This is a genomic window from Allobosea sp. NPDC055353 (assembly GCF_053644975.1).
The window spans coordinates 1,510,712-1,537,267 of the sequence record NZ_JBSHMC010000001.1 but is presented as its reverse complement, the minus strand read 5'-3'; the positions used below and the strand labels follow the sequence as shown (position 1 = coordinate 1,537,267).

Annotated in this window: 23 protein-coding genes; 20 read left to right on the top strand and 3 right to left on the bottom strand. The window is 66.9% G+C overall.

The window, feature by feature from the left end:
- Window positions 1–44 precede the first annotated feature (44 nt).
- The 7 genes from ACWIEX_RS07135 to ACWIEX_RS07105 are packed head-to-tail and all read left to right on the top strand — an operon-like array spanning window position 45 to window position 6,664.
- Window positions 45–1,220 carry an ABC transporter substrate-binding protein gene (locus ACWIEX_RS07135; protein WP_454032392.1) on the top strand — a complete coding sequence of 392 codons (1,176 nt, stop codon included), beginning with the start codon at window positions 45–47 and terminating at the stop codon, window positions 1,218–1,220.
- Window positions 1,221–1,254: 34 nt separating this feature from the next.
- Window positions 1,255–2,112 carry a branched-chain amino acid ABC transporter permease gene (locus tag ACWIEX_RS07130; RefSeq protein WP_454032391.1) on the top strand — a complete coding sequence of 286 codons (858 nt, stop codon included), beginning with the start codon at window positions 1,255–1,257 and terminating at the stop codon, window positions 2,110–2,112.
- Window positions 2,109–3,116, top strand: coding sequence for a branched-chain amino acid ABC transporter permease (locus ACWIEX_RS07125; protein ID WP_454032390.1), 1,008 nt, complete (start codon window positions 2,109–2,111; stop codon window positions 3,114–3,116). Before ACWIEX_RS07130 ends, ACWIEX_RS07125 begins: the two co-directional genes overlap by 4 nt.
- On the top strand, window positions 3,113–3,865 hold the full coding sequence (locus tag ACWIEX_RS07120) for an ABC transporter ATP-binding protein (protein ID WP_454032389.1): 753 nt from the start codon (window positions 3,113–3,115) through the stop codon (window positions 3,863–3,865). Before ACWIEX_RS07125 ends, ACWIEX_RS07120 begins: the two co-directional genes overlap by 4 nt.
- Window positions 3,858–4,580 (top strand): ABC transporter ATP-binding protein, encoded by a 723-nt coding sequence (locus ACWIEX_RS07115; protein ID WP_454032388.1) that lies wholly within the window; start codon window positions 3,858–3,860, stop codon window positions 4,578–4,580. Before ACWIEX_RS07120 ends, ACWIEX_RS07115 begins: the two co-directional genes overlap by 8 nt.
- A gap of 24 nt (window positions 4,581–4,604) precedes the next feature.
- Window positions 4,605–5,714, top strand: a complete 1,110-nt coding sequence (locus ACWIEX_RS07110; protein WP_454032387.1) for a 5-methyltetrahydropteroyltriglutamate--homocysteine S-methyltransferase — start codon at window positions 4,605–4,607, stop codon at window positions 5,712–5,714.
- Entirely contained in the window at window positions 5,711–6,664 is a 954-nt protein-coding gene (locus ACWIEX_RS07105) for a catechol 2,3-dioxygenase (RefSeq protein ID WP_454032386.1), read from the top strand. Before ACWIEX_RS07110 ends, ACWIEX_RS07105 begins: the two co-directional genes overlap by 4 nt.
- A 285-nt stretch (window positions 6,665–6,949) precedes the next feature.
- Here ACWIEX_RS07105 and ACWIEX_RS07100 read toward each other — a convergent pair whose 3' ends face one another.
- The gene (locus ACWIEX_RS07100) at window positions 6,950–7,663 is read right to left on the bottom strand and encodes a siderophore-interacting protein (protein ID WP_454032385.1); all 714 of its coding nucleotides are present in this window, start codon (window positions 7,661–7,663) and stop codon (window positions 6,950–6,952) included.
- Window positions 7,664–7,869: 206 nt separating this feature from the next.
- Between ACWIEX_RS07100 and ACWIEX_RS07095 the strand changes: the two genes are divergently transcribed.
- From ACWIEX_RS07095 to ACWIEX_RS07065, 7 genes are all read left to right on the top strand, one after another.
- On the top strand, window positions 7,870–8,361 hold the full coding sequence (locus ACWIEX_RS07095; protein ID WP_454032384.1) for an RNA polymerase sigma factor: 492 nt from the start codon (window positions 7,870–7,872) through the stop codon (window positions 8,359–8,361).
- Between the two features lie 45 nt (window positions 8,362–8,406).
- Complete coding sequence (locus ACWIEX_RS07090) at window positions 8,407–9,402, top strand: FecR family protein (protein ID WP_454032383.1); 996 nt, start codon at window positions 8,407–8,409, stop codon at window positions 9,400–9,402.
- A 139-nt stretch (window positions 9,403–9,541) separates the two neighbouring features.
- Entirely contained in the window at window positions 9,542–11,950 is a 2,409-nt protein-coding gene (locus ACWIEX_RS07085) for a TonB-dependent siderophore receptor (RefSeq protein WP_454032382.1), read from the top strand.
- A gap of 20 nt (window positions 11,951–11,970) precedes the next feature.
- Window positions 11,971–12,888, top strand: coding sequence for an ABC transporter substrate-binding protein (locus ACWIEX_RS07080; RefSeq protein WP_454032381.1), 918 nt, complete (start codon window positions 11,971–11,973; stop codon window positions 12,886–12,888).
- A complete protein-coding gene (locus ACWIEX_RS07075; protein WP_454032380.1) occupies window positions 12,885–13,871 on the top strand; it encodes a FecCD family ABC transporter permease in 987 nt (328 codons plus the stop codon). Before ACWIEX_RS07080 ends, ACWIEX_RS07075 begins: the two co-directional genes overlap by 4 nt.
- Window positions 13,868–14,899: a FecCD family ABC transporter permease gene (locus tag ACWIEX_RS07070; RefSeq protein WP_454032379.1), complete on the top strand. Its 1,032-nt coding sequence runs from the start codon at window positions 13,868–13,870 to the stop codon at window positions 14,897–14,899. The genes ACWIEX_RS07075 and ACWIEX_RS07070 overlap by 4 nt, the downstream gene beginning before the upstream one ends.
- A complete protein-coding gene (locus ACWIEX_RS07065; RefSeq protein ID WP_454032378.1) occupies window positions 14,896–15,693 on the top strand; it encodes an ABC transporter ATP-binding protein in 798 nt (265 codons plus the stop codon). The genes ACWIEX_RS07070 and ACWIEX_RS07065 overlap by 4 nt, the downstream gene beginning before the upstream one ends.
- A gap of 268 nt (window positions 15,694–15,961) precedes the next feature.
- Here the strand turns inward: ACWIEX_RS07065 and ACWIEX_RS07060 are convergent, their stop codons facing one another.
- Window positions 15,962–16,420 (bottom strand): Lrp/AsnC family transcriptional regulator, encoded by a 459-nt coding sequence (locus tag ACWIEX_RS07060; RefSeq protein ID WP_061964197.1) that lies wholly within the window; start codon window positions 16,418–16,420, stop codon window positions 15,962–15,964.
- Window positions 16,421–16,585: 165 nt separating this feature from the next.
- On the opposite strand from ACWIEX_RS07060, the gene putA reads away from it, so the two are divergent.
- Window positions 16,586–20,287 (top strand): trifunctional transcriptional regulator/proline dehydrogenase/L-glutamate gamma-semialdehyde dehydrogenase, encoded by a 3,702-nt coding sequence (gene putA / locus ACWIEX_RS07055; protein ID WP_454032377.1) that lies wholly within the window; start codon window positions 16,586–16,588, stop codon window positions 20,285–20,287.
- Window positions 20,288–20,355: 68 nt separating this feature from the next.
- Here the strand turns inward: putA and ACWIEX_RS07050 are convergent, their stop codons facing one another.
- A complete protein-coding gene (locus ACWIEX_RS07050; RefSeq protein WP_454032376.1) occupies window positions 20,356–20,910 on the bottom strand; it encodes a LuxR C-terminal-related transcriptional regulator in 555 nt (184 codons plus the stop codon).
- Between the two features lie 139 nt (window positions 20,911–21,049).
- Here ACWIEX_RS07050 and ACWIEX_RS07045 point away from each other — a divergent pair, with 139 nt between their 5' ends.
- From ACWIEX_RS07045 to ggt, 5 genes are all read left to right on the top strand, one after another.
- Entirely contained in the window at window positions 21,050–22,624 is a 1,575-nt protein-coding gene (locus ACWIEX_RS07045) for an amidohydrolase family protein (protein ID WP_454032375.1), read from the top strand.
- Complete coding sequence (locus ACWIEX_RS07040) at window positions 22,624–23,610, top strand: CobW family GTP-binding protein (protein ID WP_454032374.1); 987 nt, start codon at window positions 22,624–22,626, stop codon at window positions 23,608–23,610. The genes ACWIEX_RS07045 and ACWIEX_RS07040 overlap by 1 nt, the downstream gene beginning before the upstream one ends.
- Window positions 23,611–23,659: 49 nt before the next feature.
- Complete coding sequence (locus ACWIEX_RS07035; RefSeq protein ID WP_454032373.1) at window positions 23,660–24,382, top strand: haloacid dehalogenase type II; 723 nt, start codon at window positions 23,660–23,662, stop codon at window positions 24,380–24,382.
- An 83-nt stretch (window positions 24,383–24,465) separates the two neighbouring features.
- Window positions 24,466–24,741, top strand: coding sequence for a hypothetical protein (locus ACWIEX_RS07030; RefSeq protein WP_454032372.1), 276 nt, complete (start codon window positions 24,466–24,468; stop codon window positions 24,739–24,741).
- A gap of 199 nt (window positions 24,742–24,940) precedes the next feature.
- Window positions 24,941–26,545: a gamma-glutamyltransferase gene (gene ggt, locus ACWIEX_RS07025; RefSeq protein ID WP_454033475.1), complete on the top strand. Its 1,605-nt coding sequence runs from the start codon at window positions 24,941–24,943 to the stop codon at window positions 26,543–26,545.
- Window positions 26,546–26,556: the final 11 nt, after the last annotated feature.

Sequence of the window (26,556 nt, the reverse complement as noted above, 5' to 3'; positions counted from 1 at the left end):
ACAACCGGCTTCGCAGAAAGCCGCAGCAGGGGAAGGAAACGACGATGACGCATCGCAGGACGTTACTCGGTGGCATGCTCGGGCTGGCGCTGGCCGCCTCGACGAGCGGGTTCGCGCTGGCGCAGGAGCCGGTGAAGATCGGCCTGATCCTGCCGATGACCGGGCCCTTCGCTTCGACCGGCAAGCAGATCGACGCAGCCGTGAAGCTCTTCCTGGCCAAGGAAGGCGCCAGCCATGGCGGGCGCAAGCTGGAGGTGATCCTCAAGGACGATGCCGGCAATGCCGATGCGACGCGCCGGCTCGCGCAGGAGCTGGTCGTCAACGACAAGGTCTCGGTGCTCGCCGGCTTCGGCCTGACGCCGCTCGCCATGGCCACTGCCCAGATCGCGATGCAGGCCAAGGTGCCGGAGGTCGTGATGGCGGCGGCGACCGCGACGATCACCGAAGCCTCGCCCTATATCGTGCGGACGTCCTTCACCCTGCCGCAGGCCTCCGAGCCGATGGCGGACTGGGCTGCGGCCAACGGCATCAAGAAGGTCTTCACGGTCGTCACCGATTACGGCCCAGGCATCGATGCCGAGACCTCCTTCGCCGGCAAATTCAAAGCGGCGGGCGGCACGGTCGAGAGCGTGCGCGTGCCGCTGCGCAACCCCGATTTCGCGCCCTTCCTCCAGCGCGTCTCCGAGGCCAAGCCCGATGCGCTCTTCGTCTTCGTGCCCTCCGGCGTCGGCGCTCAGTTCATGAAGCAGTTCGTCGAGCGCGGTCTCGACAAGGCCGGCGTCAAGCTGATCGGCCCCGGCGACGTGGTCGATGACGATATCTTGGAAGGCATCGGCGAGGTCGCGCTCGGCGCGATCACCACGCATCATTATTCGGCGGCGCATGACAGCCCGGCGAACAAGGCCTTCGTCGCGGCCTTCCAGAAGGCCAACCCCGGCATGCGGCCGAACTTCATGGCGGTGGGCGGCTATGACGGCATGAAGCTGATCGCCAAGGCCCTTGAAGCCACCAAGGGCGATGCGAGCGGCGACAAGCTGATCGCGGCGATGAAGGGCGCTGCCTGGGAGAGCGTTCGCGGGCCGGTGAAGATCGACCCCGATACCCGCGACATCATCCAGAACATCTATGTCCGCAAGACTGAGAAGGTCGGCTCGGAACTGCACAATGTCGAGTTCGCGACGATCAAGGACGTCAAGGACCCGGTGAAGGCCCGCAAGTGACGGCCTCGCGCTCAAACGCAGCAGGCAGGCCGGAATGCTGACCATCCTGTTCGACGGCATCGCCTATGGCATGGTGCTCTTCGTGCTCGGCTGCGGGCTTTCGGTGACGATGGGGTTGATGAATTTCGTCAACCTCGCCCATGGCGCCTTCGCGATGCTCGGTGGCTATGTCGCCGTGCAGGCGATGCAGCGGCTCGGCTTGCCCTTCCTCGCCTGCCTGCCGCTCGCCTTCCTGGCGGCGGCGCTGGTCGGGATCGTGCTGGAGCGGCTGATCTACCGGCCGATGTACGCCAAGAGCCATCTCGACCAGGTGATGTTCTCGATCGGGCTGGTCTTCATGGCGGTGGCCGGCACGGACTGGCTGATGGGCTCGACCCAGCAGTTCATCCGCCTGCCGGCCTGGCTGCAAGGGCGCTTCGAGATCGCCGGCATCGGCATCGGCCGCTACCGGCTCTTTGTCATCGTGGTTTGCGGTCTGCTCGCCTTCTCGCTGCAATGGGGCTTTGCCCATACCCGCTTCGGCAGCCGCTTGCGCGCCGCGGTCGACGATGCGCGCGTGGCACGCGGGCTCGGCGTCCCGGTCAACCGGCTGTTCGCGCTGACCTTCGCGCTGGGCTGCGGGCTTGCCGGGTTCGGCGGCGCGCTCGGCATCGAACTGATGGGTCTAGATCCCTCCTTTCCGCTGAAATTCATGATCTACTTCCTGATCGTCGTCACGGTGGGCGGCACTTCCAGCATCACCGGGCCGTTCTTCGCCGCCATGCTGCTCGGCGTCGCCGATGCTGTCGGCAAGTACCTCGTGCCCGAGATCGGCGCCTTCATCATCTATGCCTTGATGGTCGCGCTGCTGATCACGCGGCCGCACGGATTGTTCGCGAGGGCGCGGGCATGAAGGCCGAGAGCTTCGACACCAAGGTCCGGCAGGCGCTTCATGCCGGCAGGCGCTGGCACCCGGCCGAGATCGCCTTCTGGCTGATCGCCTTTGCCGCTTTCCTGCTCTTTCCGCGCAACCTGCTGCTGCTCAACGAAATCGCGATCCTCGCCCTGTTCGCGCTCTCGCTCGACCTGATCCTCGGCTATGCCGGCATCGTTTCGCTGGGCCATGCGGCCTTCCTCGGCATGGGCGCCTATGCGGCCGGGCTCTTCGCCAAGCATGTCGGCGGCGACCCGCTCATCGGCCTTGCCGTCGGGATGGGGGCAGCCGGGCTGCTCGGCCTCTTCACCAGCCCGCTCGTGCTGCGCGGCACCGACCTGACGCGCCTGATGATCACGCTCGGCGTCGCGCTGATCCTCTTCGAGCTGGCGAATTCCCTCGGTTCGCTCACCGGTGGAGCCGACGGCCTGCAAGGGATCATGATGGGGCCCGTGCTGGGCCTGTTCGACTTCGATATCTTCGGCCGCACCGCTTACCTCTATTCGCTCACGGTGCTGTTCGCCCTGTTCCTGATCGCAAGGCGGGTGGTGCATTCGCCCTTCGGTCTTTCCCTGCGCGCCATCCGCGACAATCCGCTGCGGGCCTCGGCTTCGGGCGTGCCGAATGCGCGCCGCCTCGCGGCGGCCTATACGATCGCAGCCGCCTATGCCGGCGCGGCCGGGGCGCTGCTGGCCCAGACCACGCAATTCGTCTCGCTCGACGTGCTCGATTTCCACCGTTCTGCCGATCTGATGCTGGTGTTGATCATCGGCGGCGCCGGCTATCTCTATGGTGGGCTCGTCGGTGCGATTGCCTTCAAGCTGCTGCAGGACCTGATCGCGAGTTTTACGCCGCAATACTGGATGTTCTGGATCGGGCTCTTCCTCGTGCTCTTCGTGCTCGGTGGGCGCGAAATCATCCATGGCGGGGTCAAGGCCGTCGCCAATCGTTTCGCCCGGTTCGGCAAGGGAGGCGCCCGGTGAGCGTCGCCCTCCAGACCTTCGACCTCGTCAAGAGCTTCGGCGGCATCACCGCCACCGATCATGTCGATTTCACGCTGGCGAAAGGCGCGCGTCACGCGCTGATCGGCCCGAACGGCGCCGGCAAGACGACCTTCGTCAATCAGCTCACCGGCGTGCTCAAGCCCAGTTCCGGCCGTATCGAGCTCATGGGCGAGGACATCACAAGGCTGCCGCGCGAGGCGCGGGTGAAGCGCGGGCTCGCGCGGACCTTCCAGATCAACCAGCTCTTCGCGACGATGACGCCGCTCGAAATGATCGCGCTGGTCACCTCCGAGCGACTCGGACAAGGCGATCATCCCTTCCGCGTGCTCGATCGCGATCCGGAACTGATCGACCAGACAGCCGACATCCTGAACCGCTTCAGGCTCGACGACATCATGGACCGGACGATCGCCACCCTGCCTTATGGCAAGCAGCGCCAGATCGAGATTGCCGCGGCTTTCGCAGCGCGGCCCGCCGTTCTGCTGCTGGACGAGCCGGCAGCCGGCGTGCCGGAGGCCGAGCGGCGCGACTTGATGCGGACGGTCGCCGATCTGCCCGACGACGTCTCGGTGCTGCTGATCGAGCACGACATGGATCTCGTCTTCCGCTTCGCCACGCGCATCACCGTGCTGGTCAATGGCCGTGTGCTGGCCGAGGGGACACCGGAGGAGATGACACGCGACCCGGCCGTCCGTGCAGCCTATCTCGGCGAGGACGCCCATGTCTGACGCATCGAAGCCTGAGCTGCTCAAGATCGAGAAGCTCTGCGCCGGCTATGGCGAGGCGCAAGTGCTCTTCGACATCGACCTGACGCTCGCCGAAGGCCATTCGCTCGCGCTGCTCGGCCGCAACGGCGTCGGCAAGACGACGCTGGTCAACAGCATCATCGGCGTCACGCGCCGGCGTAGCGGGCGGATCATGCTGACCGGGCGCGACCTCACCCTCTCATCTCCGGAGCAACGAGCCCATGCCGGCATCGGCTGGGTGCCGCAGGAGCGCAACATCTTCAAGTCGCTGACAGTACTGGAAAACCTGACGGCGGTGGCGCTGCCGGGGCCATGGGATGTCGCGCGCGTTTTCCGGATGTTCCCGCGATTGGCGGAGCGGAAGGCCAATCTCGGCAACCAGCTTTCCGGCGGGGAGCAGCAGATGCTGGCGATCGGCCGGGCGCTGATGCTCAACCCCAAGCTGCTGCTGCTCGACGAGCCGACCGAGGGGCTCGCACCGATCATCGTCGAGGAATTGCTGAAGGCATTGAAGGCGCTGTTCCGTGAGGAGGGGCTAGCCGCCATCGTCATCGAGCAGCATGCGCGCAAGATCCTCGCGCTGACGGATGATGCCATCGTGCTGGAGCGTGGCCGCGTCGTGCTGGCGGAACGCAGCGCTACGCTCATTGCTGAGCCCGAACGGCTCGAACATCATCTCGGCCTCGCTGCCGCCTGAGATCCAGACACGGGAGGACATGTCATGAGCCAAAGGAAGAAGCCGCCATTCAGGGGCGACATGGTCGGAAGCCTGCTCCGCAGCGCGCCGGTCAAGGACGCCCGTGCCAAGGCTGCCGCCGGCGCGATGAACAAGGCCGAGCTGACCCGGATCGAGGACGAGGAGATCAAGAAGCTCGTCAGGAAGCAGGAGGAAGTCGGCCTGCAGGCGGTGACCGACGGCGAATTCCGTCGCGCCTTCTGGCATTTCGATTTCCTCGACGGCCTAACCGGGGTCACAACCTACGAGACCGATGCAGGCATCCAGTTCAAGGGCGTCGCGACCAAGGGGCACGGCATCCGCGTCACCGGCAAGCTCGACTTTCCGGCCGACCACCCGCATCTGGCCCATTTCAAGTTCCTGGCCTCGGTGACCAGCCGGGTGCCGAAGATGACGATCCCGAGCCCGTCGATGCTGCATTATCGCGGCGGGCGGAAGGCGGTCGATCCGTCCGTCTATCTCAGGATGGAGGATTACTACGACGACCTCGGCAAGGCTTACGCCAAGGCGATCAAGGCCTTCTACGACGCCGGCTGCCGCTATCTGCAGCTCGACGACACCAGCCTGTCCTATTTCTGCGATCCCGAGCAGCGGAAGATGCTGGCCGAGCGCGGCGACGATCCCGACAAGTTGATCTTCGTCTATCGCGACGTGCTCAACGCCGCGCTGAAGGCGAAGCCGGCGGACATGCAGATCACTACCCATACCTGCCGCGGCAACTTCAAATCGACCTTCATTGCGTCCGGCGGCTACGAGCCGGTCGCCGACATGATCTTCAACCAGATCGATGTCGATGGCTATTTCATGGAATGGGACGATGACCGTTCGGGCGGCTTCGAGCCGCTGCGTTTCCTGCCCAAGGGCGACAAGCAGGTCGTGCTCGGCCTCGTTACTTCCAAGTTCGGCGCGATCGAGAGCAAGGACAACCTCAAGCGCCGTATCGAGGAAGCCGCGAAATACGCGCCGCTGGAGCAGCTCTGCCTGTCACCGCAATGCGGCTTCGCCTCCACCGAGGAGGGCAATGTGCTGGCCGAGGACGAGCAATGGGCCAAGCTCTCGCGCATCCTCGAAACCGCCAAGGAAGTCTGGGGATGAATAGCGAACCCTGTTTCGACATCGCCCATCTCGGCCATGTCGAGCTTTTCACCAACAAGCCCGAGGCCAGCCTCGACTTCTTCGTCAATATCTTCGGGCTGACGGAGAGCGGGCGCGAGGGCGATTCCGTCTATCTGCGCGCCTGGGACGATTACGAGTTCCATACGCTTAAACTCACGGCGTCGAACACGACCGGTGTCGGCCATATCGGCTATCGCGCCACGAGCGAGGCCGCGCTTCTGCGCCGTGTCGCCGCGATCGAGGCGATGGGCGCCGGCCTCGGCTGGAGCGAGGGCGACCTCGGCCATGGCAAGGCCTATCGCTTCCGCGACCCGGACAACCATGTCTTCGAGATCTATTTCGACACGCACAAATACGTCGCGGCTGAAAGCGAGCGGCCGGCGCTGAAGAACCAGGCGCAACGCAACCATGGCCGCGGCTGCGCGGTGCGCCGGCTCGATCATCTCAACCTGCTGGCGCAGGACGTGGCGGTGATCCGCGACTTCATGCCGAAGGCGCTGGGCAGCCGCGTCACCGAGCAGATCGTGCTGGATTCCGGCGAGGTCGGCGGCTGCTGGTTCACCGTCAACAACAAGAGCTACGACATCGCCTATACCCGCGACCACACCAACGCGCTGGGGCGCTTCCACCATGTCACCTACGCCGTCGACCAGCGCGAGCACATCCTGGAGGCGGCCGATCTCTTCCTGGAGAACGGCGTCTTCATCGAGACCGGCCCGCACAAGCACGCGGTGCAGCAGACCTTCTTCCTCTATGTCTACGAGCCGGCCGGAAACCGCGTCGAGATCGCCAATGCGGGAGCCCGTCTCATCCTGGACCCGGACTGGCAGACCGTGACCTGGACCGAGGCCGAGCGGAAGAAGGGCCAGGCCTGGGGACTCAAGACGATCGAAAGCTTCCACACACACGGCACGCCGCCGGCTTTGTAGAGACGGCAACCGGCGCTACTCGAGTGCGCCAGTTCCAGACATTTGGGCGTTGTCTGGAAGCGGACATTCCGCGCCGACGGGCCGGCTGTCCGGTGGAGCACCAGCCTCATTGCCTGCTTTTTGCAAACTTGCGGATCATCCGCCCTGCCGCTTGTTCATAAGAATTCCCTGCGCCGGCAACGGCAGCGCATTGCAAGACGGGCCGCAGGTGGTCGTCCAGCTTCCCAGAATTGGAGCGGGCGGCGTCGCTTGTCGCGTCCGGGGCCGCGGGTGCCCCAGCCAGAATTACCAATAGGCGACGAGCTTCCGTCGATCGTCGGCGAAGCAGCCCAGTGCATCCGCCTGCGCGCGCAGCGAACGCACCGCGGCACGTTCCGCTGCAACCCAGAGGTACCCGGGATCCGTCCCCAGCGGCATATCGGTCAGCAGCGAGCCGAGCCGGCTCTGATTGATGCCGTTCCCGCTGCCGGTGAACCAGGTCACGTCCGCGCCCGGATGCTCCGGCAAGGTTTGCTGCTCGCCCGCGTCACGAACCTCGATGACGACGCGGCTTTCCATGTCGGGCGGCGCGTTCTCGAGAATGCGGGCGATGGCCGGAAGGCCGGTCGCATCGCCGAGCAGGATCTGACGGCGGCAATCCGCCGGCGGCTTGTAAAGCCCGCGCGGATTGTTGATGACGACCCGGTCGCCCTCGCTCGTGGCACAGGCCCAGTCGCTGGCGCGGCCGCCAGCATGAACGACCATGTCGATGTCGAGTTCGCAGGCCGTGGCATCGTGGCGGCGCACCGTATAGGTCGAATAGCGGACGCGGTGACGATCCTCGGGAAATGTCCAGCGCCCGTCCGCGCCGATCTCCGGCAGGACGAGTTCGCCCGTCTCGGGATCGGGGAAGAACAGGCGGATATATTCGTCGGCGATGCCGGTCGAGCGGAAGCCGGCGATGCCGCCTCCCCCGAGCGTCAGCCGGATCATTCCGGGCGTGAGATAACGGCGCCTCACGACGGCGGCTTCATGAAACGGGTTGGGGCTGGCTTCCATCGTGCCGGTCGACCTCATCTAGCGCCGCGCTTGTTTCACGCGAACGGCGTCGAGGCAACAGCCTTAGCCTTTGATTTACTTAGAGTATTTCTAAAACATCGCGATTGAGCGGCCGGAATGCGGCTGCTATGGCGTTGGGTCTTGGGATATCCGGAGCCAGCGGGACCATGTCGAGCAGCCTCGACGATGTCGGCACACTCTACGCGCAGGAACACCGCCGGCTGGAACGGCGGGCCGCGCGTCGCGTCGGCGTCGCCAACGCCGCCGATGTCGTGCAGGATGTCTTCGTCGCCTTCTGGTCGCGCGCCCGGGACCATATCGGCTGCCAGGCATCCTACCTGAGCCGCGCAATCGACTATGCCGCGATCAGCCATCAGCGTGCCGAACGCCGGCGTGCCAGCCTGCCGCTGCGGATCACCGAAGCGCAGTACGCCGCGCCAGTCGCCCTGCCCGATCAGGTCGCGGCAGCCCGGCAGGAGCTGGAGCGTGTGGTCCGGACCGTCGCGGCCTTGCCCGAACGCACACGCCAGATCTTCCTGCTGAACCGCGTGCATGCCTGCAGCTACGACGAGATCGCAATCGCGCTCGGCCTCTCCTACAGCACGGTCGAGCGCGAGATCGCCCGCGCCCTGCTGGCATGCCGGGACACATTGCGATAACGCCAAGCGCACGATCCTCCGGGCCCAAGCCGTAACTCAGGCGCCATGGACACCGACAACAGCCACCGAACCGATGAACCCCTGCTGGAAAAGCAGGCGATCGCGTGGTTCACCCGCATGAACGGCCGTCCCTCGCCTGCGGATCGCGGGGATTTCGAGGCCTGGCTGGCGGCTTCGAGCGATCATGCCCGCCACTATGACAAGGTCGCGGCGCTCTGGTCCGATATGGGCCCGCTGTCCGCCGCGCTCGGTGCCTCCGAGACCGAAGCGCTGGCCGCGCCGCTGGAGCGCATCCGGGCGTTGCGCCGCGAACGGAGCCGTGGGCGAGCGACTGCCGGGGCCGTGTTGGCCCTCGTTCTCGCCCTGGGCCTCGGCTGGATCTGGCTGGACCGGCCGCATCTGTTCGAGAACTGGCGCGCCGATCAGGTCACGGCGCGCGGCGAGCAGCGCACGGTCGTGCTGGCGGATGGCTCGACGGCGCAGCTCGATTCGGACAGCGCGCTCGCCGTCGATTTTTCCGAAGGGTTGCGTCGCGTTCGCCTGCTCAGGGGAACGGCCTTCTTCGAGGTCAAGCGCTCCGAAGTGCCTTTCGTGGTCAGCGCCGGCCAGGGCGAGGCGCGCGTGCTCGGTACGAGCTTCGAGGTGGCTGCAAGCGATGAGGGAAGCGTCACCGTCACGCTCGCCGGCGGCAGCGTCTCGGTCGAGCTGCCGCAATCGCGCGAGGCCGTGGTCCTCAAGCCCGGCGAGCGGGTCGCCTATGGCGGGAATGGCCTTGGCAGGGCCGAGGCCGTGGATGTCGCGGAGGTCACGGCCTGGCGCGCCGGGCGATTCATCTTCGACGACATGCCGCTGGCGCAAGTCCTGGCCCGGATCGAGCGTCACCATCGCGGCCGCATCGTCCTGCTCAGCTCCACGCTCGCCGGACGCCATGTCACCGGCAATATCACCTTGCGCGACAGCGCCGCCGCGCTGGCGGCCCTGCAATCCTCGGTCGGCTTCTCGGTCACCACCGTCGGGCCGGTCACCTTCGTCTCACCCTGACGCGACTGCTGGGTCGACAACTCCAAAAAAATCACGAGATGCGTGAGGGTGACCGGCCGGCTCGTTCGACAAGGAGATAGAGGGCGAGGCCAAAAAGCCTCGCGCCATCCTGTACGAAAAGGGCCGGTGGATGCGTTCGATGCGGTTGACGGCGAAGGAAATCCTCCTCGCAGCGACATTTCTCAGCTCGCTGGGTGCCAGCCTCGCCATTCCCGTAGCGACGGCGCAGGCGCAGACGCTGCACAGCTTCGACATTCCGGCGAAACCCGTCCGCGCCGCGATGAACGATATCGTCCGCGTCACCGGGGTCGACGTCGTCTTCGCCGAGACGCCTGCCGCCTCACGCCGCGGCAATGCGGTGAAAGGCTCGCTGAGCACGGCGCAGGCCGTCGCGGCCCTGCTCAACGGCACCGGGCTCGCCTTCCGCTTCAGCAACGCCACGACCGTCCAGATCTACGACCCGAGCCGGCCCGTCGCGGCTGGCGGCACCGTCGAAGGCGCGATCGCCCTCGATACCATCGAGGTCGTCGGCAGCGGCGTGCCCGGGCTTCCCCCGGCCTATGCCGGCGGCCAGGTCGCGGTCGGCGGCGGCCTCGGCGTGCTCGGGCAGCGCTCTGTGATGGATACGCCCTTCTCGGTCACGAACTACACGTCCAAGCTGATCGAGGACCAGCGCGCCCAGTCCGTCGCCGATGTCGTCAAGAACGATTCATCGATCCGCAACGTCGAGCCGACCAATGTCGGCAATGCCAATTACTTCGTCATCCGCGGCATCCAGGTCGGCAATGCCGCCGTCGCCTTCGGCGGCCTGTTCGGCATCGCACCCAATGCGCAGTCGACGCTGGCCGGCATCGAGCGCGTCGAGGTCCTGAAGGGCCCCGGCGCCTTCCTCGGCGGCTTGTCGCCGAGCGGCGTCGGTGGCGTCATCAATCTCGTGCCGAAACGTGCCGCGGACGAGCCGCTGACCCGATTCACCACGACCTGGATCAGCAATAGCCAATTCGGCGGCCATCTCGATCTCGGCCGCCGCTTCGGCGACCAGAAACAGTTCGGCGTGCGCGCCAACCTGCTCTATCGCGACGGCGGCACGCCGATCAGCCAGCAGTCGCAGACGCTGGCCAACGGCACGATCGGGCTCGACTATCGCAGCGACGCCTTCCGCATCTCGCTCGATGCCGGCTATCAGGTGCTGAACACCGACCGGATGAACAACACGGTGACGCCATTGGCGACCGAGTTGGTCCCGCGGCCGATCAAGCCGAACAAGACCTATGTCTCGCCCTGGAACTACAGCAAGTTCGCCGACAGCTTCGGCATGGTCCAGGCCGAATACGATGTGACCTCCAACATCACCGTCTACGGCAAGGCCGGCGTCAGCCATATGGACTGGGACCAGGCTGTGGAGGCCGGCTCCGGCCTCAGGCGCAACGGCAACTTCACCAGCACGGGCTCTCGCTACCAGATCGACATCAACCGCTATTCGGGCGAAGCGGGCGTTCGCGGCCGCTTCCAGACCGGCCCGCTCGACCATGAGGTCGTCATTTCTGCCAACAGCTTCTATCAGGCGCGCGCCTCCGGCCTGCCGGCGACGCTCTCGGTGACGCCGTCGAACATCTACAATCCGACCTTCTCGCCCAATCCGGTGATGCCGGCCGCCCGGCGCTACCGCCAGAACGACAATACGTTCACCAGCTATTCGATCTCGGACACGATCTCGGCCTTCGACAAGCGCCTGCAGCTGACACTCGGCCTGCGCAAGCAGTTCGTCGACATCAACAACTACACGCTGCAGACCGGCCTGCTCTCCTCCAAGAACAAGAGCGATGCGGTGACGCCGATCCTCGGTCTCGTCGTGAAGCCGCTCGAGAATGTTTCGCTCTATGCCAGCTATATCGAGGGCCTGACCGCGGGTTCGGTCGTCGGCAACACCTTCGTCAATGCCGGCCAGGTCCTGCCGCCCTTCGTCACCAAGCAGTACGAAGCCGGCGCGAAGATCGACTGGGGCAGGCTGATGACCTCGGTCGCCGTCTTCCAGTCGGAACAGGCGTCGGGCATCGCGAACACCGTCACCAACACCTTCAGCGACAATGGCGAGACCCGGTATCGCGGCGTCGAGCTGAGCGTCGCCGGCGAGATCGTCGAGGGCGTCCGGGCGCTCGGCGGCATCACCTTCCTCGATTCCAAGCTGGTGCGCACAGCCAACGGCACTTTCGACGGCAACGAAGCGCAAGGCACGCCGCGCGTGCAGGCCAATCTCGGCCTCGAATGGGACCCGGGCTTCGTCCGCAATCTCACGCTGTTCGGCCGGATGATCTATACCGGATCGAGCTATGCCGATGCCGCCAACCTGCAGAAGCTGAAGGCCTGGACGACCTTCGATATCGGCGCCCGCTACAAGATCGAGCGTGCCGGCGGCAAGCCGATCATCCTGCAGGCGAACGTCACCAACCTGTTCAACAAGGCCTATTGGACGACCTATCCGGGCTTCAACCTGCTCTATCCGAGCGAGGCGCGGATGGTTTCGCTCTCCTCGACCTTCGAGTTCTAGGGCCGAAGGCAGGAAAACGCGTGGCGACAGTCCTGTCCCGACGCAGCTTCGCGGCAGGCGGCGCGGCCATCCTGGCCGGCTCCGCCTTTGCCGCATCCGGGCGCAGGGTGGTGAACACGCCGCTCGGTCCTGTCGAGGTGCCGGCCGAGCCGCGCAGGGTGGTCGCGATCGACTCGCGCATCAGCCTGGAGATGGCGCTGGCGCTCGATCTGCCTCTGATCGGCTACAGCCACAGCCGCGCCCGGCCTTGGGTGCCCGTGCCGGCTTCCGTTCCGTTTCTGGCGGCTCCACCCGATCTCGAACAGATCCTGATGTTGCAACCCGATCTGATCCTTTGCCCGGACACCTCCGCTCACTCGGAATGGTGGCCCCTCGCCCGGCTGAGACGGATCGCGCCGGTCCTGCCGAGCAACCATCGCACGCACTGGCGCGGCAACCTCGATAGCCTGGCCGGCTGGCTCCAGCGCACCGAGCTCGCAGAGCGCGCCATCACGGCCTATGCCGAGCAGATTGCCGGACTGCGCCAGCGCCATGACGGCGTGCTGCGGCGGAGCCTGCTCGCGGCAGCGACCTACGACCCGCTCAAGCGGCGGCTCATGGTGCGCAGCGACGGCACGGGCTACGGCTTCGTGATGCCGGCCCAGGTCCTTGCCGATCTCGGCGGCCGTGCCGTCGAAGCCGGGCGCCTCGGCCCTTATGGCGAGGTCGCGCTCGAATCCCTCGGGGATGTCCTCGGGCCGGTCGATGGCATCCTGCTGATCGATCTCGGCGACCGCGCCCCGCTGGCGCTCGCCCGCGAACCGCTCTGGCAGCGGCTGCCGGCGGTGCGTGCAGGACATGTTCATGTCACCCGGGGCAACAGCATCTTCGGATCGGTCTATACCGCGCAACACCTCGTGGGTGCCTGGGACGCGCTGTTGGCCAGGATACCGTCGTGACACGGGCTCCGCTGGCAATGGTCATCGGGGCAGCGCTGCTGCTTGCCGCCGCGCTCATCGCATTGACGCTGGGCGTGCGGCCGATCGCAGCCGGCGAATGGCTCGCCGTCCTGCGCGAGGGCCGCGGCAGCGAAGCCGCCGAGATCGTGCTGGGCTTGCGCCTGCCGCGCGTCCTGCTCGGGGCGATGGTCGGGGCCGCGCTCGGGCTTGCCGGCGCGGTCATCCAGCTCGCCACGCGAAACCCGCTGGGCGATCCGGGCCTGCTGGGGATCAATGCGGGTGCGAGCCTTGCGCTGATCCTGGGCACCGATCTCATCGGCCTCGCTGGCCCGCAGGCGGCGACCTGGCTTGCCGCTTGCGGCGCCCTCAGTGCGGTACTCGCGGTCCAGGCGCTCGCAGGCGCACGCAGCAGCTCGGACCCGATCCGCCTCACCCTTGCGGGCGTCGCGGTCACGGCGCTGTGCATCGGCATCGGCCAGGCGGTCGCGTTGTCAGATCCCGAGCGCTTCGATCTGGTCCGGAACTGGCGCGTCGGCGCGCTCTCGGGAGCCACCGATGCCATCCTCCCAAGCGTGACGCTGGCATGGCTTGTCGGAACGCTGCTGGCGTTCGCGCTCGCTCCACGCCTCGACCTGCTCGCGCTCGGGGACGATCGAGCCGCCTCGCTCGGCGTCGCCGTCCGGCCGGTGCGGTTTGGCTCGCTCATCGCCGTCGTCCTGCTCGCCGGCAGCGCCGTCGCAGCGGCCGGCCCTATCGCTTTCATCGGCCTCGCCAGCCCGCATATCGCCCGCCGCCTCGGCGGCATCGGCGCGGCGGCGCATCTGCCCCTCTCCGGCATCATCGGCGCCGCTCTCGTCGTGATCGCCGACACGCTCGGCCGCATCGCGACGCCGCCCGCCGAGGTGCCGGTCGGCATCGTCGTCGGGCTTCTCGGCGCGCCCGTCCTGATCCTGCTCGCCCGCCGCAGGAGTGCCAACGCATGAAAGGCCTCGCCGTACAGCGCCGAACAATCCTGAACGGCGCGATGAGCCGCCCGGCATTGTGCCATGTTGCGCTGGGGCTCGGCGCGTTGGCGCTCGTGCTGATTTCTCTGACGCTGGGGACGGTTAGGCTCACCCCGAGCCAGGTCCTTCAGGCGCTTGCGGGCCATGAGAGCCCTGCCCTGCAATTGCTCATCGAATGGCGCCTGCCCCGTATCGGCGCGGCGCTCGCAGCCGGCGCCGCGCTGGGCCTGTCGGGCGCCTTGTTCCAGACGCTGCTGCGCAATCCGCTCGGAAGCCCCGACATCATCGGCTTCGACGCCGGCGCGTTCGGCGGGGCCTTGCTGGCGCTTCTTGCCGGCCTGGCGCCCGCGCTGGTCGCGCTGGCAGCCTTCGGCGGCGGGCTTGGCGCGGGCCTGCTAGTCTATCTCGCGGCCGGCGGCCTGCGTGCCGATCGCGCGCGGCTGATCCTCATCGGCATTGCGGTCGGAGCTGCCTTCACGGCCTTCGGCGACTGGATGATCTTCGTTGCGCCCCTCGACATCGCGCTGGTCGCCGCGAACTGGAAGCAGGGAGCGCTCGCCGGGGTCGATACCCAGCGGCTGACGATCGGCGCAACGGCACTCGGCTTGCTGCTGCCCCTCGGCCTTGCCTGCTCCCGTTCCGTGCAGGCTCTCGAACTCGGAGACGACAAGGCGCAATCCCTTGGCGTTCCGGCCGGAGGCTCCCGGCTTCGCCTCGGTCTCATCGGCCTCGGCCTGACCGCGACGGCGACCTTCATCGCCGGGCCGATCGGCTTCGTCGCGCTGATCGCGCCGCAGGCGGCACGCAAGCTCGTCGGCTCGGCTGGGTTGCCACTGGCGACCTCCGCCCTGTTCGGTGCGGTTTTCCTGCTGGCGAGCGATGCGGTCGCGCGGATCGCGCTGGCACCGCGATCGCTGCCCGTCAGCGCGGTGACGGCCTGTCTCGGCGGAGCCTACCTCATTCTGTTGTTCGGCTCCTGGGTCCGCCGCAGGGAGCCTGCCCGATGAGCATCAAAACAAGGCTGGAGGCGCAGGCCCTGCGCGCGCATCACGGCTCTCGTGAAATCCTCAAGGGGATCGACATCGCGCTGCCGGCCGGCAGCTTCACCGTGATCGTCGGCCCGAATGCCTGCGGCAAGTCGACCTTGCTGAGGAGTCTCGCGCGGCTGCACCTGCCGTCTGGCGGCAGCGTCCTGCTCGATGGACAACCGATCGCACGCTATCGCCCACGCGATCGCGCCCGGTTGCTGGCTGTCCTGCCTCAGGGATCGGAAGCTCCGGAGGGCATTACCGTCGCCGATCTGGTTGCGCGGGGGCGGCATCCACACCGCAATCTGTTCCAGCCCTGGACTGCTACCGACGAGGCTGCGGTGGGAGCCGCAATGCAAGCGGCCGGTGTGTCCCAGCTCGCCGGGCGCATGCTCGAAAGCCTGTCCGGCGGTCAGCGCCAAAAGGTCTGGATCGCGATGGCGCTGGCCCAGGGGGCAGACATCCTGCTGCTTGACGAGCCCACGACATTCCTCGACCTCGCCCACCAGATCGACGTGCTGGAGCTCTGTGCGGCCTTGAACAGCGCCGGGAAGACCGTTGTCGCGGTGCTGCATGATCTCAACCAGGCTGCGCGTTACGCATCCCGAATGGTGGTGATGCGCGCCGGAGAGATCCTGGCGCAGGGTGTGCCGGAAGACATCCTGACGCCCGGTTTCATCGATGAAGTCTTTCAGGTCCCCTGCATCGTCATCGCCGACCCGCTGACCGGAAAGCCGATGGTCATCCCGAAACGGCCGCCTCTCGCAGGTTGACGCAAGGCGGCCCCCCTCAATACCCCTGCAAAGGCGGGGAAGGACAGCCTCAACCTAGATCACAACGATCGCGCCAGGAGCCGACCTCGGCGTCTTCCCTGAAAGCAGACGCCGCTCAGACGGCCTCAGGCTTTTGAACCCGATGTTTCCGGTCTGCCCAACCGGGAGCTCTGACCAGGGCAGGATGGAGTCGTCGCGATCGAGCTGGACCGTCCCCTTGGCACCATCTACCGCGTCCCGGCGATGCCGACACCGCAAGCGCGAGGCCTCACCAGGTTTCCTTGACCGTCTCCATCGCGACATTGGTCGAGGTGTTCGCGACATGGGGCAGGTTCGAGATCTTCTCGCCCAGCACGGCCCGATAGCGCCTGATATCCGGCGTGCGGATCTTCAGGAGGTAGTCGAAGCGGCCCGCGATCATGTGGCACTCCTCCACCTCACGGATCTTCTTGACCTCCTCGTTGAACTTCGTCAGCGCCTTTTCCGTCGTGTCGGAGAGCTTCACCTCGGCGAAGGCGATGTGGTCGAGCTTCAGCTTCGCCGGATTGAGCGTGGCGCGGAAGCCCTCGATATAGCCGTCGTCGACCAGCCTGCGGAACCGGATCTGGCAGGGCGTCTTCGACAGGCCGATCCGCGCGCCGAGCTCGGCGATCGAAATCCGGCCGTCCTCCCTGAGGACGTCGAGGATCTTGCGGTCGAGCGCGTCCAGATCGCCTTCGATCGGCATTTCCTTGGGCTTCTTCACTTGTGATCTCCAAATCTGAAGTCCGAATGGACTACAGGATAGCGAAAATTGGGCCGCCTGAGAATCGGGCTCGTGATAAGCTCCCGCGCAAGAACGGGAGAGGGTGTCGCCCCCGGCCCGTCGCGTTCGAACCCGCCGGGAACAGCCATGAGCCAAGCCACCGCTTCCGTCGTCGCCACCGCCACCGGCCCAGCGCCCTTCACGGGCTTCGCCCCGCCGATCCGCGAGCAATCGGCCCTGCGCCAAGCGATCACCGCCGCCTATCGCCGGCCGGAAACCGAATGCCTTCCGCCCTTGCTGGCGGCCGCGAAACTGGCCCCGGCGAGCAAGCAGGAGATCGCGCGCACGGGGCGCACGCTGATCGAGGCGCTGCGGGCCAAGCACAAGGGCACCGGCGTCGAGGGTCTGGTTCAGGAATACTCGCTCTCCAGCCAGGAGGGCGTCGCACTGATGTGCCTCGCCGAGGCGCTGCTGCGCATTCCGGATACCGCGACGCGCGATGCGCTGATCCGCGACAAGATCGCCGATGGCGACTGGAAATCCCATGTCGGCGGCGGCAAGTCGCTTTTCGTCAATGCCGCGACCTGGGGCCTCGTGGTCACCGGCAAGCTGACTTCCACCGTCAATGATCGCAGCCTCGCCGCCGCTCTGACCCGCCTCATCGCTCGCGCGGGCGAGCCGGTGATCCGGCGTGGCGTCGACATGGCGATGCGGATGATGGGCGAGCAGTTCGTCACCGGCGAGACGATCGACGAGGCGCTGAAGCGGGCTCGACCGCTGGAAGCGCGCGGCTTCCGCTATTCCTACGACATGCTCGGCGAGGCCGCGACCACCGCCGCCGATGCCGCCCGCTACTATCGCGATTACGAGAACGCGATCCACGCCATCGGCCGGGCGGCGAACGGGCGCGGCGTCTTCGAAGGCCCGGGCATCTCGATCAAGCTCTCGGCGCTGCATCCGCGCTATAGCCGCGCGCAGGCCGGCCGCGTCATGGGCGAATTGCTGCCGCTGGTGCGCGAGCTCGCGCTGATTGCCAAGAGCTACGATATCGGCCTCAACATCGATGCCGAGGAAGCGGACCGGCTGGAACTTTCGCTCGACCTGCTGGAAGCGCTGAGCTTCGATAGTGCGCTGCAAGGCTGGAACGGCCTCGGCTTCGTAGTGCAGGCCTATGGCAAGCGCTGCCCCTTCGTGCTCGACTGGATCATCGATCTCGCCCGCCGCTCCGGCCGGCGCATGATGGTGCGGCTGGTCAAGGGCGCCTATTGGGACGCCGAGATCAAGCGTGCCCAGGTCGACGGGCTCGCCGATTTCCCAGTCTATACCCGCAAGGTCCATACCGACGTCGCCTATGTCGCCTGCGCCCGCAAGCTGCTCGCGGCGCCCGACGCGATCTTCCCGCAATTCGCCACGCATAACGCGCAGACATTGGCGACGATCTACCATCTCGCCGGCAACGACTTCTCTGTCGGGAAGTACGAGTTCCAGTGCCTGCACGGCATGGGCGAGCCGCTCTATGACGAGGTCGTAGGCCCGGACAATCTCGACCGGCCCTGCCGCATCTATGCGCCGGTCGGCACGCATGAGACGCTGCTCGCCTATCTGGTGCGCCGCCTGCTCGAGAACGGCGCGAACTCCTCCTTCGTGAACCGCATCTCCGATCCCAATGTCACCATCGACTCGCTCGTCGCCGACCCCGTCGACGTCGTCGAGGCGATGCCGGTCATCGGCATGCTGCATGACCAGATCGCGCTGCCGGGCGATCTCTATGGCGCCGATCGCGCCAATTCGAAGGGCATCGACCTCGCCAACGAGGCGGCTTTGGCCGAGCTGGCGGGCAATCTCGCGGCGACAGTCGGCCAGAATTGGCACGCCGTGCCGCTGCTCGCCGACAACTCCACCGCCGGCACGACGCGCCCGATCCTGAACCCGGCCGATCATTCCGACGTCGTCGGGCAGGTCACCGAGCTTGCGGTCGATGACGCCGCCAAAATCGTCCGTCTCGCCGCCGAGGGCGGCAAGGCCTGGGCCGCCGTGTCGCCGGCCGAGCGCGCCGCCTGCCTCGATCGTGCCGCCGACATCATGCAGTCGCGCATCGAGACGCTGATGGGCATCGCCATGCGCGAGGCCGGCAAATCGGCCGCCAACGCGGTGAGCGAGGTGCGCGAGGCTATCGACTTCCTGCGCTACTATGCCGACCAGGCCCGCAAGACGCTCGGGCCGGCGCATGCGCCGCTCGGGCCGATCGTCTGCATCAGCCCGTGGAACTTCCCGCTGGCGATCTTCACGGGCCAGGTCGCTGCGGCGCTGGTCGCCGGCAATGCCGTGATGGCCAAGCCCGCCGGCGTCACGCCGATCATCGCGCATGAGAGCGTCAAGATCCTGCATGAGGCCGGCGTTCCGCGCGGCGCGCTGCAGTTCACGCCGGGTAGCGGGCGCCTCGGCGCGGCGCTGGTCGGCGCGGCCGAGACGGCGGGCGTGATGTTCACCGGCTCGACCGAGGTCGCGCGTGGCATCCAGGCCCAGTTGGCGCAGCGTCTTTCGACTGAGGGCAAGCCGATCCCGCTGATCGCCGAGACCGGCGGCCAGAACGGCATGATCGTCGATTCCTCGGCATTGGCCGAGCAGGTCGTCGCCGACGTCATCGCTTCGGCCTTCGACAGCGCCGGCCAGCGCTGCTCGGCCTTGCGCGTGCTCTGCCTGCAGCAGGACATCGCCGACCGCACGCTGCACATGCTGCAAGGTGCGCTCAAGGAGCTCACCATCGGCCGCACCGACAAGCTCAGCGTCGATATCGGCCCGGTCATCAGCGAGGGCGCCCAGCGCGAGATCGACGAGCATGTCCAGCGCATGCGCGGCCTCGGCCGCAAGGTCGAGCAACTCCCGCTGCCTGAGAGCGCCGCCAAAGGCACCTTCGTGCCGCCGACCATCGTCGAGCTGAAGAGCCTGACCGACCTAAAGCGCGAGGTCTTCGGCCCCGTGCTCCACGTCATCCGCTATCAGCGCGAGGATCTCGACAAGCTGATCGACGAGGTCAACGGCTCCGGCTACGGCCTGACCTTCGGCCTGCACACGCGGCTCGACGAGACGATCGCCCATGTCACCAGCCGCATCAAGGCGGGCAATCTCTACGTCAACCGCAACATCATCGGCGCGGTGGTCGGCGTGCAGCCCTTCGGTGGGCGCGGTCTCTCGGGCACCGGGCCGAAGGCGGGCGGGCCGCTCTATATCGGCCGGCTCGTGCGCAAGGCGCCGATCCCGCCGCAGCATGGCTCGGTCCATATCGATCCGGCGCTGCTCGAATACGCCGCCTGGCTCTCGGGCAAGGGGCTGAAGGCGGAAGCCGATGCCGCCCGCGAGATCGGCGGCCATTCGGCTCTGGGTCTCCAGGTCGAGCTGGCCGGCCCGGTCGGCGAGCGCAATCTCTATGCGCTGCATCCGCGCGGCCGCATCCTGCTCGCGCCGCAGACGGAAGCCGGCCTCCACCAGCAGGTCACGGCAGCGCTCGCCACGGGCAACCAGCTCGTCATCGATGCGGCTTCCGGGCTGAAGGATGCCCTGTCGGGGCTGCCGGCTGCGGTCGAAGCCCGCGTCAGCTGGACCTCCGACTGGGAGGCCGACGGCCCGTTCTCGGGCGCTCTGGTCGAGGGCGACAGTAAGCGCGTCGGCGAGGTGAACCGCCGCATCGCCCAGCTCTCCGGCCCGCTGGTGCTGGTCCAGGCGGCGAGCACGGAGGAGTTGAAGCGCGATCCCGATGCCTATTGCCTGAACTGGCTGCTGGAGGAGGTCTCGACCTCGATCAACACCACGGCGGCCGGCGGCAATGCCAGCCTGATGACCATCGGCTGAGCGCCCCGAGACGGAAAGCGCTCGAGCCGGCCCGGCCGTGGGCATCATCTCCCACGGCCGGCCGAGGATCAGCCGTTCAGCAGAAGCTCGACCAGTCGCCTGGTGCTGTTGACGTTGTATTTCCGGAGCAGCCGGGCGCGATAGATGTCGACGGTGCGCGGGCTGATGCCCAATGCCTTCGCTGCCTCCTTGCCCGTCCTGCCCTCGATCAGGAGTGCGGCAACGTCGCGTTCACGTGGGGTCAGCGACGTTCGCAGCGATTGCCCGGCAGCTTCGGCCTTTGCGAGTTCGGAGAACACCCACAGCGCATGTCCGTGCGCGTCGTCCGGCGTATAGGTGAAACCGCTGACCCTGACCCAGAACAGGCTGCCGTCGAGGCGCCGCATCACGCGGTCATCGGTATAGCTGCGCTCATCGGACAGGCGCCCACCGACGCGCTTCCCGGTCTCCTCGTAATCGGACTGCGTCGGATAGAGCCGCTCGAAGGTCTGGCCGACGAGATCGCCGATCGATCCGCGGAATACCCTGGCGAACTCATGATTGCAGGCCAGGATGATGCGATTGCGGCCAACGACAAGCCCGACCGGGGCGTTCTCGAAGGCCTGCCGGAAATCCACGTCCATGGCCATCGCTCCCCTCGGCCCTTCGCAGGCCGGACACTTAAGTGTTCGATACCTATAGGATTAAGTGTTCAGGCGGCCTAGCCTCCCGATGACAGCCTGAACCGCCCTGCGGCTTCAGGGAGCGAAGGAGGGCGCGCTCATGACCGGGACCTCGGCCACCATGACACCGGGCGACGAATTCGCCGCCATGTTTGCCGCTTCCGGACTGCCCGGCCTGGCGCCGGCGGCCGAAAGGGAGCGGCCGGCCGAGCGACAGCGCTACCTCAAGTTGGCAGGCGCGCGCATCATCGATGGAACCGGCGCTCCGCCCTGGGGGCCGGCAGACCTGATCGTCGCGGATGGCCGGATCGTGGCCCTGGCCAAGGCCGGCAAGGCGAAGCTGCCCGAGGCGGCCCTCCCCGCGGATGTCCGGGAGATCGACTGCTCGGGCAAGTTCCTCACGCCGGGCTTCATCGACTGCCACGCCCATATCGGCGCCCCGTTCCATGCCCGCAACGGCCCGCAGCCCTCGGCGCACTACATCTACAAGCTCTGGCTCGGACATGGCGTCACGACCGTCCGCGAGACCGGCTGCTTCAACGGGTTGTCCTGGACGCTGCGGCAGAAGGCGGCGGCGGAGGAGCACCGGATCGACGCGCCCCGGATCATGGCCTATGCGCCCTTCCCGGCGACGACCGACTACGTCAAGAGCCTGCATACGCCGGAGCAGGCGGCCGCCTGGATCGGCGACGTCAAGGCGGCGGGGGCCGACGGCGTCAAGTTCTTCGGAGCGCCGCCGGCACTGATGAAAGCGGCGCTCGAGCAATGCGTGCGGCTCGGCCTGCGCAGTTGCTGCCATCATGCCCAGCTCGCTGTCGGCCGGATGAATCCGCTCCAGACCGCCGAATGGGGCCTCAGCAGCACGGAGCATTCCTACGGCATCCCCGAGACGCTGCTCGAGGACCGGACGCTGCAAGCCTTTCCGCCGGATTATGACTACGGCGACGAATATCTGCGCTTCTCGGCGGCCGGCCAGACCTTCATGCAGGCCGCTCGCCCCGGCTCGCTGAAATGGGAGGCGGTGCTCGGCCGCTTCCTCGAAGCGCGCCACAGCTTCGTGCCGACCTTCAACGTCTACGACGCCAACCGCGATCTGATGCGCACGCGCCGCGCCGACTGGCACGAGCGCTTCACCGACCCGACGCTCTGGGCCTATTTCCAGCCGCAACGCGGCGGGCACGGCGCCTATTGGTATCGCTGGTCGACGACCAACGAGATCGAATGGCGGGAGACGTTCCGCCTCTGGATGCGCTTCGTCAACGACTACAAGAATCGTGGCGGGCGCATCGCCGTCGGCAGCGATTCCGGTTTCATGTTCCAGACCTACGGCTTCGGCTATGTCCGGGAGCTGGAGCTGCTGCAGGAGGCCGGCTTCACGCCGCTGGAGGTCCTGCGTTCCGCCACGGCCTGCGGGGCCGAACTGCTGGGCATCGATCAGGACACCGGGACGCTGGAGATCGGAAAGCGGGCGGATATCCTGATCCATCGCAGCAACCCGCTGAACGATTTCAAGCTGCTCTACGGCACCGGCGCGATGCGCCTGAACGACGCCACCGGGTCGGTCGACTGGGAGCGCAGCCTCGAGACCGTGATCAAGGGTGGCGTGGTCCATGACCCCGTCGCGCTTCTGGCCGATGTCGAGGCGATGGTCTCTGCCGCCAGGCGGGGGGCCTGATGGATCGCCCGGGCTCGGTCGGCGAGCGTCCGGAATTCGTCGTGCTGACGGGTCCGCTCGGCTCCGGCAAGACGACGCTGCTCTCGGAGCATCTCGCCTTCGCCGACACCTCCGAGACCGGTGTGCTCGTCAACGATGCCGGCGAGGTCAATATCGACGGCGCGGTGATCGGCTCCGACCATCGCAACCTCGCGCTGGCCACGCTCGATGGCGGCTGCGTCTGCTGCTCGCTCGGCAACGACCTGCAGGAGGGGATCGATGCCGTGCTGTTGGCGCGAGCGGAGAGAGGTCTCGGGCCTCCGCGCCGCATCATTCTCGAAACGAGCGGCCTGGCCGAGCCCGCGCCGATCATCCGGTCGCTGCGCATGATCCGGCAGGTGGTGTTCGACGTCCGGATCGTCGCGACCTTCGACGCTTCGGCGCCCCATGTCGGCGACAGCTTCCTGCCGCATTACGCATCGCAGCTCGCGGCGGCCCAGACGATCGTCCTGACCAAGCTGGATCGGCTTGCCCAGCCGGAATGGGCCTGCCGTGCCGCGGAAGCCCGGCGCTTCAACCCGCTGGCAGCGCTGGTCGCAGCCTGCCAGCCGCGCGAACGGGCGCTTGCGGCGTTTTCCGCCGACGGCGATCGGCCTATCGCCCGGGCCTCCACGTTCTCCGCCAGCGCGGTTCCGGCCTCACGGATCACGGTCGCTTTCGCGGAATGGCGCCCGGCCGCATCCTGGGACGCGATCTCGGAATGGATCGAGAACCTGGCGGGCTTCTTCGGAAACCGGCTCCTGCGCCTGAAAGGCCTGGTCAGGCCTGCCGGCCATCCCGATCCGCTGCTGATCAACGGCGTCGGCGACGCGTTCTCGCCGCCGCGGCGGATGCAGGTGAAGGACGATACCAGCCTCGGACTGATGCTGATCCTGCGCGACGTCACAGCCGACGAGCTTTTCCAGCCTTTCGGCGGCGAGGTCGCGCCGATGGTGAGGCTTCATTGACCGCGCCCCTCACCCGCCAGCTCATTCCAGCAAAGACAGGACAAGACCGATGAAACTGACCGACTTCAAGGCTCTGACCTTCGACTGCTACGGCACGCTGATCGACTGGGAAACCGGCATGTTCGAAGGGCTGAAGCCGCTCACGAGCCGGCTCGCCACGCCCCCGACCCGCGACCAGGTGCTGGAAGCGCATGCGCGGCATGAATCGTCGCAGCAATTGCAGACGCCGACCCGGATCTACCGGGACCTGCTGGCGATCGTCTACAAGCGCCTCGCCGAGGAATGGGGCCTGTCGGCGTCCTGGGAGGAATGCGTGGCCTACGGGCAATCGGTCAAGAACTGGCCGGCTTTCCCCGATTCCGCCGAAGCGCTCCAGTATCTCAAGCGCCACTACAAGCTCGTGATCCTGTCGAATGTCGACAATGAGAGCTTCGCCGCAAGCAACGCGAAGCTCCAGGTCGCCTTCGACGCGATCTACACGGCCGAGGATATCGGTTCCTACAAGCCGGCGGATCGGAATTTCGACTACATGTTCGAAAAGCTGGAGACGCTGGGCATCCGGAAGCACGAGATCCTGCATACCGCCGAGAGCATGTTCCACGACCACGGCCCGGCGAACCGGCACGGGCTGGCCTCCTGCTGGATCTATCGCCGCCATGACAAGGACGGCTTCGGCGCGACGATGCATCCGGGCGACATGCCGAGATATGATTTCCGCTTCAACAGCATGGCCGATCTCGCAAAGGCGCATCGGGAAGCGGTTGGCGGCTGACCCTACCGGCAGCCGGGCATCGGGAACGTATATTCGGAACCCGTTCGGCCCCGTGGAGGTTCACCTCCGAGGAGGATCGATCGATGAGCAAGGTTTCCGATCAGGCGAGCGGCGTCCCGGCTGCCTTCAGCACGGCTCGCAGGCCCGGGCAGCCAGGAGACGAAAACGAAAACCGCGCCGGCCCGAATCCGCGCTCGGCTCACGCCACCGGTCCCCATGCGCCCTACGAGCCGCACGATCCGGAAGGCCTGGCGGCCGAGAAACATCATTCGGACCCCGTCGAGCTCCCGGAAGTCACGGGGGATGAACGCAAGCCGAGCGGGACGATCAAGATCGTCGACCTCAAGAAGCCGACCTAGACCATCGGACCCAGTGCCGATGCTCTCGCTCGGCCGCCTCACCCATGTTCCACAAGGATGCCTGCCCAGCCGCAGACCGTCGAGGTCAGGATGGACCCCGCGCTCCATTATGAGGCAGTGATGGGGCCGCAGGATTCGCAGCCGTGCGGATGATGCCGCCGATGCGAACCGGGATGGGGAAACGCCACCGATGCTGACGATGAAGACCGCGATGATCGTCGCGCCGCAGCCGGAAGCGGCGGAGGCCGGGGCCGAGGTGCTGGAGCGTGGCGGCAACGCCATCGACGCGGCGATCGCCTGCGCCTTCATGCAGGGCGTGGTCGATCCGCTGATGTGCGGCATCGGCGGCTTCGGCTCGATGCAGGTCTATATGCCGCGCCGCGGCGTCCATGAGATCGTCGAGTTCTACGCCAAGGCCCCGCTCGCCGCGACGCCGAACATGTGGCTGCAGCATCTGCAGGGGCAGACGCGGGACGGTTTCGCCTTCCTGCTCAAGGGCGGGATCAACGAGTTCGGCCATCTCGCCGTCTGCACGCCGGGCAGCGTCAAGGGCTATGCCCATGCGCTCTCCCGGTTCGGCACGATGGACTGGCGCCACGTGATGGCACCCGCGATCAGGCAGGCGCATGAAGGCGTGCTCGTGCGGCCGCACATGCACTGGTTCTGGAGCCAGGACCAGAGCGGCGGCGGCGAGGTCAATACCGGCGACAAGCTGCGCTACAGCAAGACCGGACGCGAGGTTTACTTCCGGCCGGACGGCAGCCCCAAGCGCGTCGGCGACACGCTGGTCAATCCCGATCTTGCCGCCACGCTGGAGCATCTCGCCCGGAGCGGGCCGGATGATTTCTACCATGGTGCGCTGGCCGCCCGGATGGCGGCGGATTTCGCGGCCCAGGGCGGGCTGATCAGCGAGCGCGACTTCGCGGCCTATGAACTCTCGGTCGCCGAGCCGATCTGGGGTTCCTATCGCGGCCACCGGATCTCGACGAGCCCGCCGCCGGCGAGCGGCATGTCGATGCTGCAGATCCTGCACATCCTCGAGAATTTCGACATCGGCGCGCTCCGGCATGGCAGCGCCGAGCACATCACCCTGCTCGCCGAGGCAATGCGACGCATGACCATCGACAAGGATCGCTTCATGGGCGATCCGGCCTATGTCGACGTGCCTGTCGACCGGCTGATCTCGAAGGAGCACGCCGCCGAGCAGGCCGAGGCGATCCGGCGCGGCGAGCGCGCGGTCATCGACAGGCTGGACAAGTCGCAGCGCGAGACGACCCATGTCACCGTCGTCGACCGCGAGGGCAACGCCGTGGCGCTGACCCACACGCTGGGCATCCCCTCCGGCGCGATCTCGGACGGGCTCGGCTTCATCTATAACGGCACGATGAGCCGCTTCGACCCGCGCCCTGGCCGGGCGGCGTCGATCGCGCCCGGCAAGCGCCGCGCCTCTTCCGCCGCGCCGACCATCGTCTTCGACGGAGAGACGCCGCGCATCGTCATTGGCGCGCCCGGCGGCAGCTATATCGCGCCGGCGATCGCGCAGGGCATCATGAACATGATCGATTTCGGCATGTCGCCCTTCGAGGCCGTCGCGGCGCCGCGAGTCATGGCCGTCTCGAACACGATCGACATCTCCAACCGCATCCGCCGCAATGTCAGCGCCGAACTCACCGCAGCGGGATATGACGTCAAGCGTTCGGCCCAGACATTCCCTTTCGCGGCCCTTCATGCGATCGGAATCACCGATGGCACATGTTCGGGCGGGGCCGACCCGCAGCGCGACGGAATGGCGATCTCCGTCTGATTTCCGGACCG